This window comes from Halobacillus sp. K22, assembly GCF_052246795.1.
GTDB lineage: Bacteria > Bacillota > Bacilli > Bacillales > Halobacillaceae > Halobacillus.
The window spans coordinates 1-17,200 of the sequence record NZ_JBQQCN010000014.1 but is presented as its reverse complement, the minus strand read 5'-3'; the positions used below and the strand labels follow the sequence as shown (position 1 = coordinate 17,200).

Annotated in this window: 18 protein-coding genes; 9 read left to right on the top strand and 9 right to left on the bottom strand. The window is 43.6% G+C overall.

Annotated elements, in window-relative coordinates; all coding sequences use genetic code 11:
* Window positions 1-26: 26 nt before the first annotated feature.
* The 4 genes from ACTWPM_RS11360 to ACTWPM_RS11345 all read right to left on the bottom strand — a co-directional run bounded on the left by ACTWPM_RS11360 (window position 27) and on the right by ACTWPM_RS11345 (window position 2,207).
* Window positions 27-563 carry a GNAT family N-acetyltransferase gene (locus ACTWPM_RS11360; protein ID WP_443133158.1) on the bottom strand — a complete coding sequence of 179 codons (537 nt, stop codon included), beginning with the start codon at window positions 561-563 and terminating at the stop codon, window positions 27-29.
* A gap of 99 nt (window positions 564-662) precedes the next feature.
* Entirely contained in the window at window positions 663-1,118 is a 456-nt protein-coding gene (locus ACTWPM_RS11355; protein ID WP_443133157.1) for a hypothetical protein, read from the bottom strand.
* A gap of 61 nt (window positions 1,119-1,179) precedes the next feature.
* Window positions 1,180-1,473, bottom strand: coding sequence for an AzlD domain-containing protein (locus ACTWPM_RS11350; RefSeq protein WP_443133156.1), 294 nt, complete (start codon window positions 1,471-1,473; stop codon window positions 1,180-1,182).
* Window positions 1,470-2,207, bottom strand: coding sequence for an AzlC family ABC transporter permease (locus ACTWPM_RS11345; RefSeq protein ID WP_443133155.1), 738 nt, complete (start codon window positions 2,205-2,207; stop codon window positions 1,470-1,472). Before ACTWPM_RS11345 ends, ACTWPM_RS11350 begins: the two co-directional genes overlap by 4 nt.
* 1,231 nt (window positions 2,208-3,438) lie before the next feature.
* Between ACTWPM_RS11345 and nhaC the strand changes: the two genes are divergently transcribed.
* Together nhaC and ACTWPM_RS11335 are read left to right on the top strand one after the other, a co-directional pair.
* Window positions 3,439-4,839, top strand: coding sequence for a Na+/H+ antiporter NhaC (gene nhaC, locus ACTWPM_RS11340; protein WP_443133154.1), 1,401 nt, complete (start codon window positions 3,439-3,441; stop codon window positions 4,837-4,839).
* An 89-nt stretch (window positions 4,840-4,928) separates the two neighbouring features.
* On the top strand, window positions 4,929-5,735 hold the full coding sequence (locus tag ACTWPM_RS11335; RefSeq protein ID WP_443133231.1) for an MBL fold metallo-hydrolase: 807 nt from the start codon (window positions 4,929-4,931) through the stop codon (window positions 5,733-5,735).
* Between the two features lie 29 nt (window positions 5,736-5,764).
* Here ACTWPM_RS11335 and ACTWPM_RS11330 read toward each other — a convergent pair whose 3' ends face one another.
* Window positions 5,765-6,535: a cobalamin-binding protein gene (locus ACTWPM_RS11330; RefSeq protein WP_443133153.1), complete on the bottom strand. Its 771-nt coding sequence runs from the start codon at window positions 6,533-6,535 to the stop codon at window positions 5,765-5,767.
* A gap of 96 nt (window positions 6,536-6,631) precedes the next feature.
* Between ACTWPM_RS11330 and ACTWPM_RS11325 the strand changes: the two genes are divergently transcribed.
* The 3 genes from ACTWPM_RS11325 to ACTWPM_RS11315 all read left to right on the top strand — a co-directional run bounded on the left by ACTWPM_RS11325 (window position 6,632) and on the right by ACTWPM_RS11315 (window position 8,729).
* Complete coding sequence (locus ACTWPM_RS11325; RefSeq protein WP_443133152.1) at window positions 6,632-7,459, top strand: alpha/beta fold hydrolase; 828 nt, start codon at window positions 6,632-6,634, stop codon at window positions 7,457-7,459.
* 21 nt (window positions 7,460-7,480) lie between these two features.
* Window positions 7,481-8,338: a hypothetical protein gene (locus ACTWPM_RS11320; protein WP_443133151.1), complete on the top strand. Its 858-nt coding sequence runs from the start codon at window positions 7,481-7,483 to the stop codon at window positions 8,336-8,338.
* A gap of 193 nt (window positions 8,339-8,531) precedes the next feature.
* Window positions 8,532-8,729 carry a cold-shock protein gene (locus ACTWPM_RS11315; protein WP_014642423.1) on the top strand — a complete coding sequence of 66 codons (198 nt, stop codon included), beginning with the start codon at window positions 8,532-8,534 and terminating at the stop codon, window positions 8,727-8,729.
* Between the two features lie 988 nt (window positions 8,730-9,717).
* Here ACTWPM_RS11315 and map read toward each other — a convergent pair.
* Complete coding sequence (gene map / locus ACTWPM_RS11310; protein ID WP_443133150.1) at window positions 9,718-10,473, bottom strand: type I methionyl aminopeptidase; 756 nt, start codon at window positions 10,471-10,473, stop codon at window positions 9,718-9,720.
* Between the two features lie 89 nt (window positions 10,474-10,562).
* Complete coding sequence (locus ACTWPM_RS11305) at window positions 10,563-11,117, bottom strand: sugar O-acetyltransferase (protein ID WP_443133149.1); 555 nt, start codon at window positions 11,115-11,117, stop codon at window positions 10,563-10,565.
* 91 nt (window positions 11,118-11,208) lie between these two features.
* Between ACTWPM_RS11305 and ACTWPM_RS11300 the strand changes: the two genes are divergently transcribed.
* Genes ACTWPM_RS11300 through ACTWPM_RS11290 form a run of 3 tightly spaced genes read left to right on the top strand, consistent with a single transcriptional unit; the run spans window position 11,209 to window position 14,133 of the window.
* On the top strand, window positions 11,209-11,715 hold the full coding sequence (locus ACTWPM_RS11300) for a GNAT family N-acetyltransferase (RefSeq protein WP_443133148.1): 507 nt from the start codon (window positions 11,209-11,211) through the stop codon (window positions 11,713-11,715).
* Between the two features lie 59 nt (window positions 11,716-11,774).
* A complete protein-coding gene (locus tag ACTWPM_RS11295; RefSeq protein ID WP_443133147.1) occupies window positions 11,775-12,497 on the top strand; it encodes an ABC transporter ATP-binding protein in 723 nt (240 codons plus the stop codon).
* Window positions 12,490-14,133 carry a putative ABC transporter permease subunit gene (locus ACTWPM_RS11290; RefSeq protein WP_443133146.1) on the top strand — a complete coding sequence of 548 codons (1,644 nt, stop codon included), beginning with the start codon at window positions 12,490-12,492 and terminating at the stop codon, window positions 14,131-14,133. Before ACTWPM_RS11295 ends, ACTWPM_RS11290 begins: the two co-directional genes overlap by 8 nt.
* A gap of 62 nt (window positions 14,134-14,195) precedes the next feature.
* On the opposite strand, the gene ACTWPM_RS11285 is transcribed toward ACTWPM_RS11290, so the two are convergent.
* Window positions 14,196-14,402: a zinc ribbon domain-containing protein gene (locus tag ACTWPM_RS11285; RefSeq protein ID WP_443133145.1), complete on the bottom strand. Its 207-nt coding sequence runs from the start codon at window positions 14,400-14,402 to the stop codon at window positions 14,196-14,198.
* Window positions 14,403-14,476: 74 nt separating this feature from the next.
* A complete protein-coding gene (locus ACTWPM_RS11280; protein ID WP_443133144.1) occupies window positions 14,477-14,896 on the bottom strand; it encodes a universal stress protein in 420 nt (139 codons plus the stop codon).
* Between the two features lie 583 nt (window positions 14,897-15,479).
* Here ACTWPM_RS11280 and ACTWPM_RS11275 point away from each other — a divergent pair.
* Entirely contained in the window at window positions 15,480-16,952 is a 1,473-nt protein-coding gene (locus ACTWPM_RS11275; RefSeq protein ID WP_443133143.1) for a SulP family inorganic anion transporter, read from the top strand.
* Window positions 16,953-17,200: the final 248 nt, after the last annotated feature.

Sequence of the window (17,200 nt, the reverse complement as noted above, 5' to 3'; positions counted from 1 at the left end):
TCACGAAATTTTCGTGACCGCTTTATTTAATTAGCTGGATTTTCCGCTAAATCGTCTATAGACTTCCACCCATAAGCTGTTTCTTCGTAGGTACCCTGCCCAATCGTTACTTGTTCAGCTTCTACCGGATGAGCACCCAATTTTATATAAAATTGACTGGAAGGATTATGGGTTAACACCCATACGAGCAGTGATTTGTATCCTGCTTCCTTCATTGCTTTTGCAAATGTACGGATCAATAGCGTTCCATATCCCCGCCCCTGATACTCATCCAGCAGATAAATGGCATAAATCTCTCCATCATAGCCATAGTTTCTGGTACGTTCTTTTCCACCGGAAACAAACCCTACAACTTCCTGATCATCATTCTCAATGACATAGGCAATTTGACCATTAACAGGTTTCCTTAATATGGTCTGCCAAAGAGCAATTCGATTTTCAACCGTTATATTACTTACGTCCCTTTCATCAAGGAGATCTTTGTATGTAGATTTCCAGCTGGCTACGTGAATATTTGCTACCGTTTCTGCGTCTTCTAAACGTGCCAATCTAAGCTCCGGCATAGACTCGTCTTCCCTTCTTCTTAATCTCTATTCATAATAGTAACATAATTCAGTATATTCTATGAAAGAAATGGCGCCAGAGGCTGGCACCATTTCTTATTAACATTGAAAACTGGAAATTAAACTGGTATCGAAGCCGGTGTAAACCCATTGACGTCTTCTCCGCTGCCAGCGGAAACCAGCAACCGAGGTTCTTCCAATGAATGTAGGGTAAAACCAGAAGGAACGGCCGTTTTCAAGTCTGATCCAAGTATAACGATATAAACATCCATAAAGCGATCCAGGATCTACCGCATATACCGAAGCCCCTTGTTGGGATGGAGGAGAAGAAGGAGGAGGCGGTAGTTGTGGACTTCCTCCGAACGGTGAACCTTGTGGAGGTTGACCTGGTCCTCCTCCAAACGGAGGTCCTTGTGGTTGCTGAACTGGTCCTCCCCCGAACGGAGGTCCTTGTGGTGCTCCGCCAAATGGGCTACCTGGTCCAAACTGTCCCCCCTGGCCCTGGCCGGGGAGTCCAAAGTTCTGTCCAAACGGGAATCCTTGCTGTCTATACATCACGATCAATTCCTTTCCCGGGAGTATCCCTATACGATATGCAGCGTATGGGCGGGCGTGATTATAATGTTAAAAGAAACACAGATGCGATAGCTCCAAGAACAACCAGGATAATATGGAGATCGAGCCACGCTAACAGTACTGCTGTTAAACCGGCAATTACCCCAATTTGCGGAGCTTCTGGTTTTACGCTTAGAATCCCGGGAAAAATTAAAGCTCCGAGAGCTGCATAAGGTATAGCATTTAACCAGCGATCTACCCATTTAGGGAAAGAAATCATATCTACTATAAAGGCGGGCAATACTCTGGGGATGGCAGTTACTACAGCCATTCCAATAATCATCCAAATGATCACATCTCTTCCTCCTCATCTGCCAGAATCCAGATGCCACTGAAGCCCCCGGCAACTGTACCAAGGACAATGGCCCACCCTTGACTAAATCCGATCTGCTGGGCAAAATAATTTATCATCATAGCTAAACTAGCAACTATAGCAATACGATAATGTTTTTTGACAGAGGGCACTAAAAGACCTATAAACATGGCATACAGCGCTACCCCCATGCTTTCACTTAACCGCTCAGGCATTACGTCTCCGAGCACACCTCCCAGAAAAGAACCTCCGACCCAGGATACATACGCCGTGATGATAAGAGCAGAGAAAAAATAAGCACTATTTTCTTCCTTGGCTTCTTTACGATAGAGAGCAGAGACGGTGAACGTCTCATCTGTTAAACCTAGTGTCATTGGGAGCTTTGCTCTGAGCGCGATCTTTTTTAACCGGTTCACAAAGGAAAGGCTCATCACAAAGTGTCTAAAGTTCAATACAAATGTTGCTACTACAATTTCAAAAATCCCAGTACCGGAAGCCAGCATTCCGACGGCTAAAAATTGTGCAGCACCGGCAAAGACGAGAAGACTCATAAGCGTCAGTTCCGAGAGGCTCATACCCGATTGACTGGCAAGTACACCGTAGGTAAGAGCAATAGGTAAATAGCCAAGCATAATTGGTGAACCAGCTAGCATTCCCCTTCGAAGCATATGTAAGCGGCTCGATGGCCCGGCGTGTTTAACTGCATGGGACTGCATTTACTTCCCTTCCTCTCTACTAAATTTCCACTATTATACACAAAGAATCCAATTGATTGAAAGACTTAAATCCTGGGTGTTGATTCTTATAAAATGAGTTATTCCAGTACACGGCCCGATAGTTGAAGACTCAATTTCGAGATAAAATTGGGTCCGTTACGATATGAGGAGGGGGGCTGGTGGGGAAATAACTCGCTTTCCTATGGCCCTACACGACGTAGGGTCGATCGACGTTGCCACATGACGTGGCGACCTTAGTCGATCCTCCTTTTACCATCAGCTTCCTCGCTCGTTGTCACTCCCTGCGGGATCTCACCTAGTTCCTTCTCCCATGGGAGTCTCGCCATTTCCCCACCAACCCAGCCAAGGGAGAATAACGGACCCTTCCAGAAGAGAGAATGCTCTCCTTCGAAATAGGTCCTAAATGCTTTTATGCCAAGCTTTTTCACATCGTTCTAGCATGAAAATACAATCCTCATCCCATGCTTTTTTCTCACCAAGCACACCGTGTATGAAGTAGTTTCGAGTTTATGATTCGGTGAGGTCCGTAGGGGGACGGTGTAGACTCTGCGGGATGAACATGATCGGGGAGATCCCGCAGGGCTGTTAAGCCCGAGGAAGCTCACCACAAATGAGATTCGACTAAGAACGCCACGTCGTGTGGCAACGTCGAACGACCCTGCTTCGTGCAGGGCCGCGGAAAGCGGAATCGTCCCCCGCAGGACCTAATTCGCACAAAAGTCTCGAGACTGAGTCTTAAAGAAAGGGGAGCTTTTCTTTAGTAATCAATCCTTAGTCAGTGAAAGTTTAAGGGCAAGGAATGGCACGTTTAAGGGGGATTCAAATTTCTGAAAACAGATTGACATTTTTCTTCACTTCTTTTACGATAATAGAACTAACATACTTCATCACTTAAAAGCGTTCAAGTGAAAAATAATCGTATCATGAATTCCGGAGTAAAAGATTGAAGGACAGCACTCAGAGACTGAATGGCAGGTGAAAATTCAGGTCTTCCTTTCTTTGAATTACAGGATTCTTTACAAGTGATACACCAGACGAGTGGGTAAGCATGACTTACCAACTAGGGTGGTACCGCGGAGTCAAGGCTTCGTCCCTGCGATTTTTCGGGGATGAAGTCTTTTTATTTTGCAGTGTAATTAACGTTTTTTAATTCTTAATAAGAGAGTTATATGAATTTTTACAGATCCTATTTTTTCAAGGAGGAATTACTATGCTTCACCTTCAGCCTAAAAAACTGCCAGGAGTGGTAGAATCAAGTTTAATGCTATTATTAGTCATTGGAATTATCAGTTATTTTATCATTGAAATTCAGACGGTTCCGCATATCCCCATCCTCATTGGCGTTCTTATTATGGTCACCTACGGACTTATGAAAAAAAACAGCTTTCAGGACTTACAGTATGGAATGATCCAAGGGGCGCAAACCGGCATGGGGGCTGTTCTATTATTTTTCTTAATTGGGATATTAATTGCAAGTTGGATGGCCAGCGGCACGATCCCGGTATTAATGGATACAGCCTTTTATTTGGCTGGCGGACCGTGGTTTTTAGCTATTGCTTTCGTTGTTACAGCCATTGTAGGAGTTGCTCTTGGCAGTTCGTTTACAACAGCGGCTACCGTTGGGGTCGCTTTTATCGGAGCAGCTCAGACAATGGAGCTTCCTCTGGCCATGACCGCTGGTGCGGTTGTTTCAGGTGCCTTTTTCGGTGATAAAATGTCGCCCCTGTCTGATACGACTAACCTAGCCTCGACCGTAGTAAAAGTGGATTTATTTGATCATATAAAAAATATGAGCTGGACCACGATACCAGCCTTTATCCTAACCGCTCTTGCTTTTATAATCCTTTCTCCCGGCCAGCAGGTCTCACCGGAACAATTAGACGGTTTTCAAAATGGTTTAATAGAGGCGGGCGTGATGCACTGGAGTTCTTGGATTCCCTTGTTAATCCTTGTAATTATGGCTGTTTCTAAGCGTCCAGCATTTATCTCCCTTGCGGTAAGCAGTTTAGTCGCTATCATAATAGCAGGTCTTAGAGGTGTTATGGAATGGACCGCTCTTTGGGGAACATGGTTTAATGGCTATACTGCAGAAACCAGCAACGATGCTGTGAATAATTTACTAACACGCGGAGGCATGAATGCCATGCTGTTTACGATCGCACTTGTCATTCTGGCTCTTGCTTTAGGAGGATTATTTTTCAAAACCGGGGTTATCCCTTCGATTTTAGCTCGTGTCCAGTCCGGGTTAAAATCAGCTCGTTCTGCTACCCTGTCTACTGCTTTAACGGCAATCGGCATTAATATAGCGATAGGTGAACAGTACCTTTCCATTCTGCTTACAGGAGAAGCCTATCAGGATATTTATGAAAAAGCCGGCTTAGCACGCAAAAATTTATCAAGGACTCTGGAAGATGCCGGAACAGTTATTAATCCGTTAGTACCCTGGAGCGTTTGTGGAGTATTTTTATCCGACGTACTTGGTGTACCCGTCCTTGATTACCTGCCATTCGCATTCTTCTGTCTGCTCTGTCCAGTGCTGACCATTATTTTTGGTTTTACCGGCAAAACGCTGACGATGCAAACGGCAGAAAAGCAAAAAGCGACGAGCTAATCATACAACTTGGTGTATAGAACCTTTCTCTCCAACCAAACTATAAAAAAAGAGGTGGAGACGTGGATAAATACGGACATCAAGATGAAATGGATAATGGATGGCACATGGATCAGGCAGTGGCTGAACAAGCGCTTCCAGACGTGGCTTTTTATAGAACCTTAATTGTAAACGTTATTTTTATTGGAGAAAAAGGTGCAAGGGAATGGGTTCTTGTTGATTGCGGCATTGGTCACTACGCTAAACGTATTATAGAAGCCGCCCAAAAACGGTACGGCTCCAGACCCCCGCAGGCCATTATTTTAACGCATGGCCACTTTGACCATGTGGGCTCAGCCAAAAAACTGGCAGACCACTGGAATGTTCCGATTTACATTCATCCGATGGAAATGGAATATGTAACGGGGAAACGCGACTATCCTGTTGGAGATGCCACGGTTGGCGGAGGCTTATTTTCGATTATGTCTCCCTTTTTCCCGACTAATCCAGTAGACTTAAGCCAATATATTTATCCTCTTCCGGAGGACGGTTCTATCCCCTTCTTAAAAGGCTGGCGAACCATTCATACACCGGGGCATACGCCGGGCCATATTGCTTTATTTCGTGAAGAGGATCGCACGCTTCTTTCCGGTGACGCTTTTATTACGGTTAAACAGGAATCAAGCATGGCTGTTTTCATTCAGCATCAGCACGTGCACGGACCTCCTGCCTATTTCACTCATAATTGGGAAGAAGCTGAAAAATCGGTTAAGAAGTTAGCCGCTCTGCAGCCGCGAGTAGCTATTACCGGACACGGACTGCCTATGGATGGTGAACCACTCGCAGAGCAGCTGGATCACCTTGCTGAAAACTTTAAAGAACTTGCCGTTCCGAAGCATAAAAATAAACTGCACTAACGAATAAGGCAGCCCTGCCCTGGGCTGCCTTACTTTTCACTTAAAACAGAGGTTAACTTTTTCAATCCTTCAAGCAATCTTGGACTCGGTCTGCAAAATAACGACTCCTCAAGCACATGGATACGGTTCTCTTGAACAGCCTTCATTTCAGACCACCCCGGCCGCTTTCGAATCAGATCAGGATTCATTTTCTCTTCCTTGACCCCGACCCAGACCATACAAATGTGGTCTGGGTTCTTTTGTTTCACTATTTCCCAGTCCGTCTGAACGCTCGCTTCAGGCTCTGTATCAAAAATATTCCGTGCTCCGGCCAGTTCACTGATCTCGGTGAGCCAGTTAGCTTTCCCTGGAGTAAAAATTGGCTTGGGCCACCATTCCCAGTACAGAGCAGGCTGACCGGCCCTGGAATTCGCTTCTTGCCTGCAAGCCTCAATCTCTTGTAAGAACAGGGCTGCTTTTTCTTCTCCGAGCTCCTTCATCCCAAGCTCATTTCCAACTAGCTTTAGATCTTCTGCAATCTCTTTCAAACTGTTCGGGTCTAAAATAATATAGGGGAGGGCTCTCTCTTTCAACCCTTCTATATTTTTCTCCATACCTGGAACGGACAGTGAAGCAAGCACGAGATCAGGCTTCAGCTGCTCGACGGCTTCCATATCTATTGATAGGTCAGGACCAAGTTTTGGAAGATCAAGGACCTCCTCAGGATAATCAGAATAATTGTCGACACCAACCAACAGAGACGTTTGACCGAGATAGGCTACAAGTTCAGTGTTACTGGGACATATCGACACAATCCTCACAATTCCACCTCTTTTTTCAGAATCCTCTAATGTTTCATTTTCTTCTATTATAGCTTATATTTAAATTAATGAAAAAAGAAGAAAGGGATGATCCCAATGACTGCTACATTACTTGATACTTCCAAAGGAATTGTTGAATATACATATAAAGGAACCGGTCCTGCCGTGCTTCTCTTAAAAGGAGGCCATTCCACCAGAGAGACTGATTTGTCTCACAGCAGCCTGATTTATGAGGGCTTCTCTCTTCTGACTGTTTCTCGTCCCGGCTACGATTACACTGAGGTTTCGACTGGGAAAAGCCCTGAAATTTTCGCTGAAACAATCATCGAAATCCTTGATCACTTAAATATTCAATCAGTGAAGGTTATTGCCATTTCAGCAGCTGGTCCTACAGGAATTGCTTTAGCTGCCAATCATCCGGAGAGGGTTTCTAAATTAATAATGGAAGCTGCTCTTACTTCTCCATGGGAAGAGGCCGTTAAACAAAAAGCCAGAATTCTCTTTGGCCCTGCTGAACGGATGGTGTGGGGAAGCCTGAAAACGATGCTTAAATTTTTTCCTGATCTTATTATGAAACAGCTAATCTCAGAAATGACTACGGAAGATCCGGAAGAATACTTAGAGCGCCTTTCTCCCAACGACCGCAGGTTTATTTATGATATGCTCGCTACGTCTCAGTCAGGAAAGGGGTTCAGCCTCGATATTGATCATTCCGTTACAACGGATCTGGCCAGGATTCAGGTTCCAGTACTAGGGATGTATTCCCAAAAAGATAAAAGCGTCCCATATACCCATGCTCTTCTTTTAAAATCCAGGGCCCCGGATTGTGAAATCTTTGAAGTAGATTCCGACAGCCACTTGATCTGGATTGGTAAAAATGCCCAGCAGGTTTGGAACAAACGTCTAGAGTTTTTGTCACGATAAACTATACTGAGGAGGATCATCGTGGATGATTTAAAAATTAAACAAATGCTGGATCGTTTCCTGTTCTTTTATGATAAAGCCTCCCTTGAAAATGCTGACCCTGAGCGCCGTTATGAATTATGGAAGGAACATTACGGATTTACTTATGTCCCTCCCGGCTATGAAAAGGATCAATTTGAAAAAGAAATGCTGAACTATGCTTGGGATAAATATTCTCTCGTCTATGACCGGATCAAATACTTTGGAATGGATGAAGTGAATTTGCAGGAATTAGTCACTCCCGTTAAACAAGCTCTTCAATATGACGAACCTATTTCGCTGACGCTGCTGTTTTTCGTAGGTACCTTTGAGACGGAACCATTCATTCTTGAAGAAGATCAAGAATACACACTCTGTTTTCCTATCGAAACGGAATGGAATGAGTTTAAGCTGATCCAGGAAATTGCCCGCGTGATCCATTGCTGCAAATCCGGTCTTGCCCCGAGTCAAACTCGCACCCTGGCTCAATTAATTTTCCAAGAAGGTATTGGTCTGCATACAGCCCGCCAACTGATGAGCAAACAGGCAAATACAAAAGCAGAATTACTTTGGAGCCGCGAGAAATGCAGCAGAGAGCCGAATCGGATTATGATTAATATCATTCCTCATTTAAACCGGACAGACTATGAAGCCCTTTTTTCCTTTACAAAAGGAACAGGAGCTTCTGGTTACGAAAAAGAAGCGAACTTTACGGGCTGGATTGTTGTAAAGCACCTATTGGATAATGGACGTACAGTTGGAGATTTAGCCTCAATTCCTAAAGAGGATGTGGATACCTTTGTTGAGCGATCCCTCTTTTCCTTACTGAACCATGCCTATATTACTCAGCCTCAGGAGTAAACGAATGTTCAAGAGAAAGTTTTTTCCTGAAGGGCTTTCTTTCTTATTGTGTATCTGCTATACTAGGATTAATTATTGTTGTTCGATCAGATTCATGCAAGAGAAGATGTTTCAAAGATGTCGTCTTGATTGAACTTGAAGGGCAAGAATAGTAATACAATGTGGAGCTTTTCCACACAGGAGGTTTTTGTACATGGTTGAAGGTACAGTAAAATGGTTTAATGCAGAAAAAGGTTTTGGATTTATCGAAGTAGAAGGCCAAGACGACGTCTTCGTTCACTTCTCTGCTATTCAAGAAGAAGGTTTCAAATCTCTAGAAGAAGGTCAAGTTGTAACTTTCGAAATCGAAGAAGGACAACGCGGACCACAAGCTTCTAACGTTCGTAAATAAATACCTAAAAAAGACTCCCCTAACAGGGAGTCTTTTTATTATCTTTAAATTCCATTCCATCTCATTATTGATTTTACAGATAAGCTCCCTTTTCGGGAAGACTTGATTTCGAGATAGTTATGTCCGTTACGTAAGATGGATAAGGGTTGGTGGGGAAATAACTCGTCTTGTTCCATCACCCAGACACTCGAGACATAAGCCGCTCATCAACGGATGGAAAAAGCACAATCCTTTTGATGGTCGGCTTATGCTGGTCGTGTCTATCGGGGTGATTCCACATTTGAACACTTTCCTATGGGGGAACGGTGAGCTTCCTCGCTCGTTTCACTCCCTGCGGGATCTCACCTAGTTCCTTCTCCCATGGGAGTCTCGCTATTTCCCCACCAACCCAGCCACAGGAGAATAACGGACCCTTCCAGAAGAGAGAATCCTCGCCTTCTTAACTGTAAAGGCTTCTATGACAGGCTATTCCAGAGCTTTATAGCATGAAAATAGCCTCATATTCACATGCTCATTTTGTAGATCAAGAAGACATCTTAAGTGGTTTCGAGTTGCTGATTTAGCAAGGTCCGGAGGGGTACGATGTAGACTCCTGCGGGATGAACATGATCGGTGAGATCCCGCAGGGCTGTTAAGCCCGAGGAAGCTCAGCACATGCCCGCGGAAAGTGTTCAAGAGCGGAATCGCCCCGATAGACACGACACGCATAAGCAGGAAATTCAAAAGGGATGCGTTCTTTCGTCCCGTTGAAATTCCTGCTTATGACGCGAGTGTCTGGGCGATGCAGCTGGCCGAATCGTCCCCCGAAGGACCTTCACTCTAACCCCATATCTCGAAACTGAGTCTTCAACTATCCGGCCCTTTAGCGTAATAAGCCTTTTTATGTTTATTAATAAGACTTCTTCATCTTGCTTCACTATACAAACAGCATATAGATCTCTAATTAAAAATGGCAGGAGCTGATTACCCAGCCCCTGCCTGCAATTATTTATTCTTCTTCCTGCTGAGTTAGAATCACGGGGCCGTCTTTTGTAATGGCTACCGTATGTTCATACTGGGCAGATAATGTTCCATCTACTGTACGAGCGGTCCAGTTATTCTCATCCATCTTAGTGGCCCAGCCGCCGATGTTAATCATCGGCTCAATTGTAATGACCATTCCCTCTTTCAAACGAGCACCTTTTCCTGCATTACCGAAGTGCGGAATGTAAGGATCTTCGTGAATGCCCTCGCCAATCCCATGACCTGTAAAGTCGCGGACGACGGAGTACCCTTCTCCCTCCGCATAGGTTTGAATCGCATGGCCGATATCACCGATCCGGTTCCCTGGTATAGCCTGCTCAATTCCTTTGTAAAGAGACGTTTTTGTCACATCCATCAGCTTACTGGCTTCTTCACTCACGTTCCCTACCGCATGCGTCCAGGCAGAGTCAGCCAGTGCACCGTTCAGATTCACGACCATATCAACGGTAACGATATCTCCTTCCACTAATTTCTCATGGCGAGGGAATCCGTGACATACTTCATCATTAATAGAGGCACACGTATTAAACTCGTAGCCCTGATAGCCTTTTTGCTCACCAGTAGCTCCATGTTTGGTAAGATAACGTTCCACAAAATTTTCAATTTCCATTGTGGTCACGCCCGGCTTGATAAATGTTCTTAATTCCTTATGAACAGAAGCAAGCAGCTTGCCAGCTTCCTGCATTAATTCAATTTCTCGTTTACTTTTACGTTTAATCATACACCCATTCCTTCCTTATCTCTCTAACGTATAACTAAGCATCCTATAGTATAATATCGAAAAAATTCCCGTTCGACCACCCTTGAGCCTTACTCGATTGATTTAATCGTTTTTGCAGGGTTTCCACCTATAAAAACGTTACTAGGTACATCCTTGGTCACAACAGCTCCAGCCCCAATAATAACGTTATCCCCGATGGTTACACCAGGGTTGATCACCGCATTTCCACCGATCCAGACATCATCCCCAATCGTAATCGGTTTTCCGGCTTCTAATCCACTCGCTCTAGTTTCACGGTCCATCGGATGAGTAGCTGTATAAAGCTGCACACACGGACCAATTAGCACTCTTTTTCCAATCCGAATGGGACAGACATCCAAAAAAACGCAATTGAAATTGGCGAAAAAACCTTCTCCTACGTGAATGTTATATCCGTAATCGCAGAAGAATGGAGGCTCGAGCCCATACTCCCCTTCCAAGGTCCCAAATAAATCTTCAATCAATTGTTTTCGATAGTGCATTTCTGCATCCTTCGTTTGGTTTAGAGAGTAAACAATCTGCCGGGCTCTTGCCCTTTCGTGAACCAGTTCCTCATCCCAGGATTTATAAAGTTCGCCGGCCAGCATTTTTTCTTTTTCTGTCATAGACTCACCTTCTTCATTATATGTTGAATATCTTCCTTTACTTTACCACAATTTTTAACTAGACTTGGGACAACCGAAGGAGGGATCTGCCATGCAAGTGAGAGAACTAAATGGAACAGATGCAGAAGACTATTATGAACTGCGGTTAGAAGCATTATTAACTAACCCGGATGCTTTTATTACTACTTATGAACAAGAAAAACAAAGACCCAATCCTCTTGTTAAAACAGCGGAGAGACTGGACAGCCCATCCTCCCGTACCTTTGGTTTGTTTGAAAACGGAACCCTTTGCGGAACAGCTACATTAGTGAAAGAAACCCATCCTAAGTTTTCTCACAAAGGGAGTATTGTAGCCATGTATGTAAGTCCAGGCTGCCGACGGAAAGGCGGAGCTGCCCTTCTCTTACAGGAGATTATCAATTTTTCCCGGGCAATTGAGTTAGAAGTGCTCCATTTGAATGTGGTTACAGACAATACTCCTGCTAAGAAACTTTATGAGAAAGTTGGATTTCAGTCCTACGGGGTAGAACAAAAAGCGATTAAAATCGCTGATCGCTACCTGGACGAGGTGCTCATGGAACTATTCTTAACGGAATGAAACTTTTCATCCATTCAGATCGTACTTAAAAGCAGATTATTTAGCAAAGGGTGGACTGTATGATTGAATTAAAGAGCATTTCGAAGAGCTTCTCTGGAAAGCAGGCTGTTAAAGATTTAAACCTGACTATACCTGACGGAAAAATTTTTGGCTTTCTGGGACCAAACGGTGCAGGAAAATCAACTACTATTAAGATGATCACAGGGATCCTGCCGATTGACGAGGGATCCATTACAATAAATGGTGTTGATATTACTGATTATCCAATGGAGGCCAAGCATCTTTTTGGATACGTACCCGACCGCTCAGATATATTCCTCCGCCTTAAAGGGATTGAATACTTAAACTTCATCGCAGACGTTTTTCAAGTTTCCAAAGAAGACAGAGAAAAAAAAATCGATCACCTTACAAAGAGCTTTGGTATTTACGAGGCGCTTGATGATCATATCCAGACGTATTCTCATGGAATGCGGCAAAAAATTGTTGTAAGCGGCGTGCTTCTGCATGATCCAGATGTATGGATTTTAGATGAGCCTTTGTCCGGCCTGGATCCTAAATCTTCTCATACCTTAAAAGAAATGATGAGGGAACACGCTGAAAGAGGTAAAATCGTCTTTTTCTCCACGCACGTTTTGGAAGTAGTCGAACAATTATGTGATGAAGTAGCGATTATTAACCATGGACACGTCCAGTTTCAAGGGAATATGACTGAAATGAAACAGCAGTTTAAAGACGATGATAATCTGGAACGACTATTCCTGGAGTTAACAGAAAATGAGTAACGCATGGAAGTTAATGAAAATCATGGTGAAAATGCAGCTCTCCTGGGCGGGGAAAAGCAGTTCGGAAAAAGCTGGCTACGTTATTATGGCCCTTGCTCTTATTCCCTTTGGCGCCTTAATCTTATTTTCATTGAACAATTTAATCGGAAGTCTTTACGATGCCTTAGCACCAACTGGAAACGAAAACGTGATTCTGGCCTTATTTTTTATTCTTATGTTTGTTATTTTCCTTGTGACGAGCATTGGAACAGTTTTAAGCTCTTTTTACTTTGCAGAGGACGTAGAATCGTTTGTTGCCCTCCCCTTTCATCCATACCAGATCGTACTAGGTAAATCAGCCGTGCCTTTTTTGTCTCTGTATGGTCTGAATGCATTAATATTACTGCCGGTTCTATTATTTTACGGATTACACAGCAGCGCTGGGGGCCTCTATTATTTGTTCGCGATGTTGCTATGGGTGATCACACCGGTGATTCCATTTGTACTGCTTTCGATTGTGCTTATGTTTCTCATGCGTTTTGCCAACATTTCTAAAAATAAAGACAGGACGAAAATAATTGTCGGCATGTTCGGGTTCATATTTGCCATTGGAATTAATGTCGTTATCCGTTTAGACAGTGGAGGAGACGGAAGTGGAGCCGCCGATTTAATCAGAGAGCAGAATGGACTGCTGGAGCTAATTACTGGTTTCTTTCCAACCGCTTATTTTAGTTCTATTGCCCTGACCCAGCCAGCTTCAATAACCGGAGTTCTTTATCTGCTGTTGATGCTAGGCTTATCCATAGGCTTTGCCATATTATTTCTAACCGTCGGTCAAAAGATTTATTTCAAAGGCGTGCTTGGACTATCGGGTGGAACAAGGGGCAGCTTTGATGAGAAAAAGATACATAAGACGATTAAGCAAAAGCCGATTATTTACAGTCTATGGCTGAAAGAGATGAGAGTCATTTTCCGTACACCTGCATTCTTCACACAAATTGTGGTACAGAGTCTCTTTTTACCCGTTTTCCTGCTAGTCATCTTATTTATGGAGTCAAACGGCTCTGTAGCAAGCCTTGGTTCTCTGCTCACTCAACTTGAAGGAAAGAAACTAGTGCTCGGCCTGTTTGGTTTTACTTTGTTGGCGGTCGGCATGACTCCCGCCTCTTTTTCCTCAATTTCAAGAGACGGAAAAAGCTGGTTCAATCACCTTCACCTGCCGATAGCACCACAGACCGTTCTTAGAAGTAAAATTATAACCGCTTTTACGTTGAACCTGCTTACTATTGCCATTCTCAGCTTCGCTGCCTTAATGCTAGTTCAGGTTTCCTTTAAGATCTGGGTAATCTGGCTTGTGCTTGCTCTTATAACCAATTGGATTACCAGTATAGGAGGACTCATCATTGACCTTTACAGTCCTAAGCTTGATTGGACGGATGAGCGCGAAGTATTTAAAGGACGCTTTATCGGGCTTGTCATGCTTGCCATTGAAGTAACGGTCTTCGGTACACTGATATTAATCCTTTGGAATGTGAGCGCGATCAGCGGAATTTGGGTAACCACTGGTGTTCTGCTTACCTTTCTAATGCTCCTGACTGTCGCCTGTCATGCTGTATTAAAACGGTTAAGCAGTAAGCGATATTATTCTATTCATTGAATAATCCAAAAAAAAGACTTCGCTCTGCGAATCAGAGCGAAGTCTTTTTAATGCACTAGATGCTAGCCGCTAAAGAAATAATCAAATAGGTTGCCTTCTTCAGCAGCTTGTTTACTATAGAACTCAGAGTAACCACAATTTTCACAAAAAACAACTGTAAATTGATGGTTTTGTACATCTAAAATATTGGACAGACCTGAGCCTGTCATTGATACATGATTTTTGTCAGCCTCTGTACTGCCACATTTAATACATCCTTGATCACTCATAAACATCCTCCTGTTTTAACTATTTATACGGATAGACTGATTTGAGAGTTCACTTAATAGAGAACCTCTTTGTTTTATTTTACAATCATAACCGGACATTTTGCACGCTTTGCTACTTTGTGACTGACACTCCCGAGCACCATTTCTTGGAGTGTGTTTAATCCACGACTTCCAATCACGACAATGTCAAAAGCTTCATCATTGGCAAATTTAACAATCTCAGGACCTGGTTCCCCATGTTTTAAAGCTACTTGATAGGACAGCCCTTTACTTTCCAGCATCTGCTCAATTGGATTTAATCGCTCATGACGGCGACGTTCGATCATTCCTTTGTCGCCTTCTGAAAGTACATCGGATTTTGATTGTTCACCGTCTACCACATAGATAATAGTGATTTCACCATCTCCTTGTAGACGAGCTAGTTCGGCTGCACGTTCAGCTGTTCGGACGGAATGGCCCGAGCCATCTGCAGCTAATAGAATTTTCTTATACATAGAATCCCCCTGTAAATGACCTCTGCGATTATTTTAACACGTAAGGCTAATTTCATGTAAACCAGGGACAAAAGCTCCATATTATTAAGCAATTTTATAAGTGTGTTATTCAATAAAAGGGCTGTATCCTGTAAGACTGGATTTAGAAATATTGGTTTGCCATTTAGATACTCCGGGTGACGATTCCGCTTTTGAACACTTTCCGTGGCCCGCACGACGCAGGATCGTTCGACATTGCCACACGAAGTGGCGTTCTTACTCGAATTTTCCCTTCGCAGATCCTCCTCAGTCTTCTCTGTGGAAAGGGAGCCATATACCACCCCCGTTTTTTTCCAATCTTACGCAATTGGGAGCTTTTATAAAGGAACGTTGGTGTAGTTTGATTTCAAAACAAATTACCGTTTTATGATTTTGGGGTCTATATAAAAGTAAATAAAAGCATGTGTAAGCATATGTCGAATTTATGCGCTTACATGGAGTTATGAAATTCATTTAATAGATGATATACTCTTTTCGTTCTTGCCGGATATTAGCACTGTTACGGACAGTGCGCTTCTAAAAATAAACAGAAAGAGGTGCGCAATTGAACACACAAACAATTAAAGAACAATGGTTTGGAAACGTAAAAAACGATACGCTTTCAGGCATGGTTGTTGCAATGGCACTCATCCCTGAAGCGATCGCTTTCTCTATCATCGCTGGAGTCGACCCCATGGTAGGATTGTACGCTTCCTTCTGTATCGCCGTCGTTATTGCCTTTATGGGCGGCCGTCCTGGAATGATTTCAGCGGCCACAGGTGCCATGGCTTTGCTCATGGTTACACTCGTTAGAGACCATGGTCTTGAGTACCTGCTTGCAGCTACGATTCTGACCGGAATTTTGCAGTTCGTTTTAGGAGCCTTACGAGTTGGACAATTCATGAAGTTCATACCACGCTCTGTTATGATTGGTTTCGTTAATGCCCTTGCGATTTTGATCTTCACCTCTCAGCTGACCCACTTTGAAGGGGCCAACTGGGCTATGTATGCGATGGTCGCTGGTTCGTTAGCCATCATTTATATTCTTCCGAAGTTTACGAAGGCTGTACCATCACCACTCGTGGCGATTGTCGTCATGACAGTAATTGCTATTAGTACAGGAACCGGATTGAAGACAGTCGGAGACATGGGCGAGTTATCCAGTACGCTGCCAATCTTTCTGCTGCCTGACATCCCGCTGACTTTTGAAACATTGGAAATTATCTTTCCAATTTCCCTTGCTTTAGCTTTTGTCGGTTTGCTTGAGTCACTATTAACCGCACAAATCGTAGATGATATGACAGATACTGTTAGTGACAAGAACAAAGAAGCACGTGGTCAAGGTACAGCTAATGTGGTTGCCGGATTGTTTGGAGGCATGGCAGGCTGTGCGATGATTGGTCAATCGGTCATAAACGTATCTTCTGGAGGACGCGGACGTTTGTCCACACTTGTCGCAGGAGTTTTCATGATGCTTCTAATTATTGTCTTCAATGATTTGCTCGTGCAAATCCCGATGGCGGTACTGGTCGGCGTTATGATTATGGTCTCCATTGGTACCTTTGACTGGAGTTCACTTACTCGATTCCACAAAGTGCCCATCACTGATACAGTGGTTATGGTGATCACCGTAGGAACCGTTGTTAAAACTCATGACTTATCTAAAGGTGTATTGGCTGGGGTTATTTTAAGTGCGATCTTCTTTGTAGCTAAAATTTCTAAAATACATGTAGAAGAAGCATATGAAGAGAGCACAAAAAAACTCGTCTATCAAGTAAGCGGACAAGTATTCTTTGCTTCCATTGACAACTTGATGAAACACTTTGATTTCAATGCTGATGCTAAAGAAGTCGTCATTGACTTTTCAGACTCTCATATCTGGGATGACTCAGCCGTAGCTGCGATTGATAAGCTGGTCCTGAAGTTCAGGGAACACGGCAAGAAAGTCCAGATTGTCGGGTTGAACAAAGATAGTTCACAATTAGTTAAACGGCTCGCTGTTCACAATAAACCTAATGCTTCTGTATCCAACCATTAATAAAAAAAGTGATTCCCGCTTATGGGAATCACTTTTTTTTATAGCTTCCTTAAACGTTGGTGCTAACTTCTACCGTCTTATTCAACTAAAGGGCCGGATTGTGGAAGACACAGTTTCGAGCTATCTTGGGTCCGTTGCCAAAAATAGATAAGGGTGGCTACAGAAACAACTCGCTTTCCTGCGGCCCTACACGAAGTGGGGTCGATCGACGTTGCCACAGGACGTGGCGATCTTAGTCGATCCTCCTT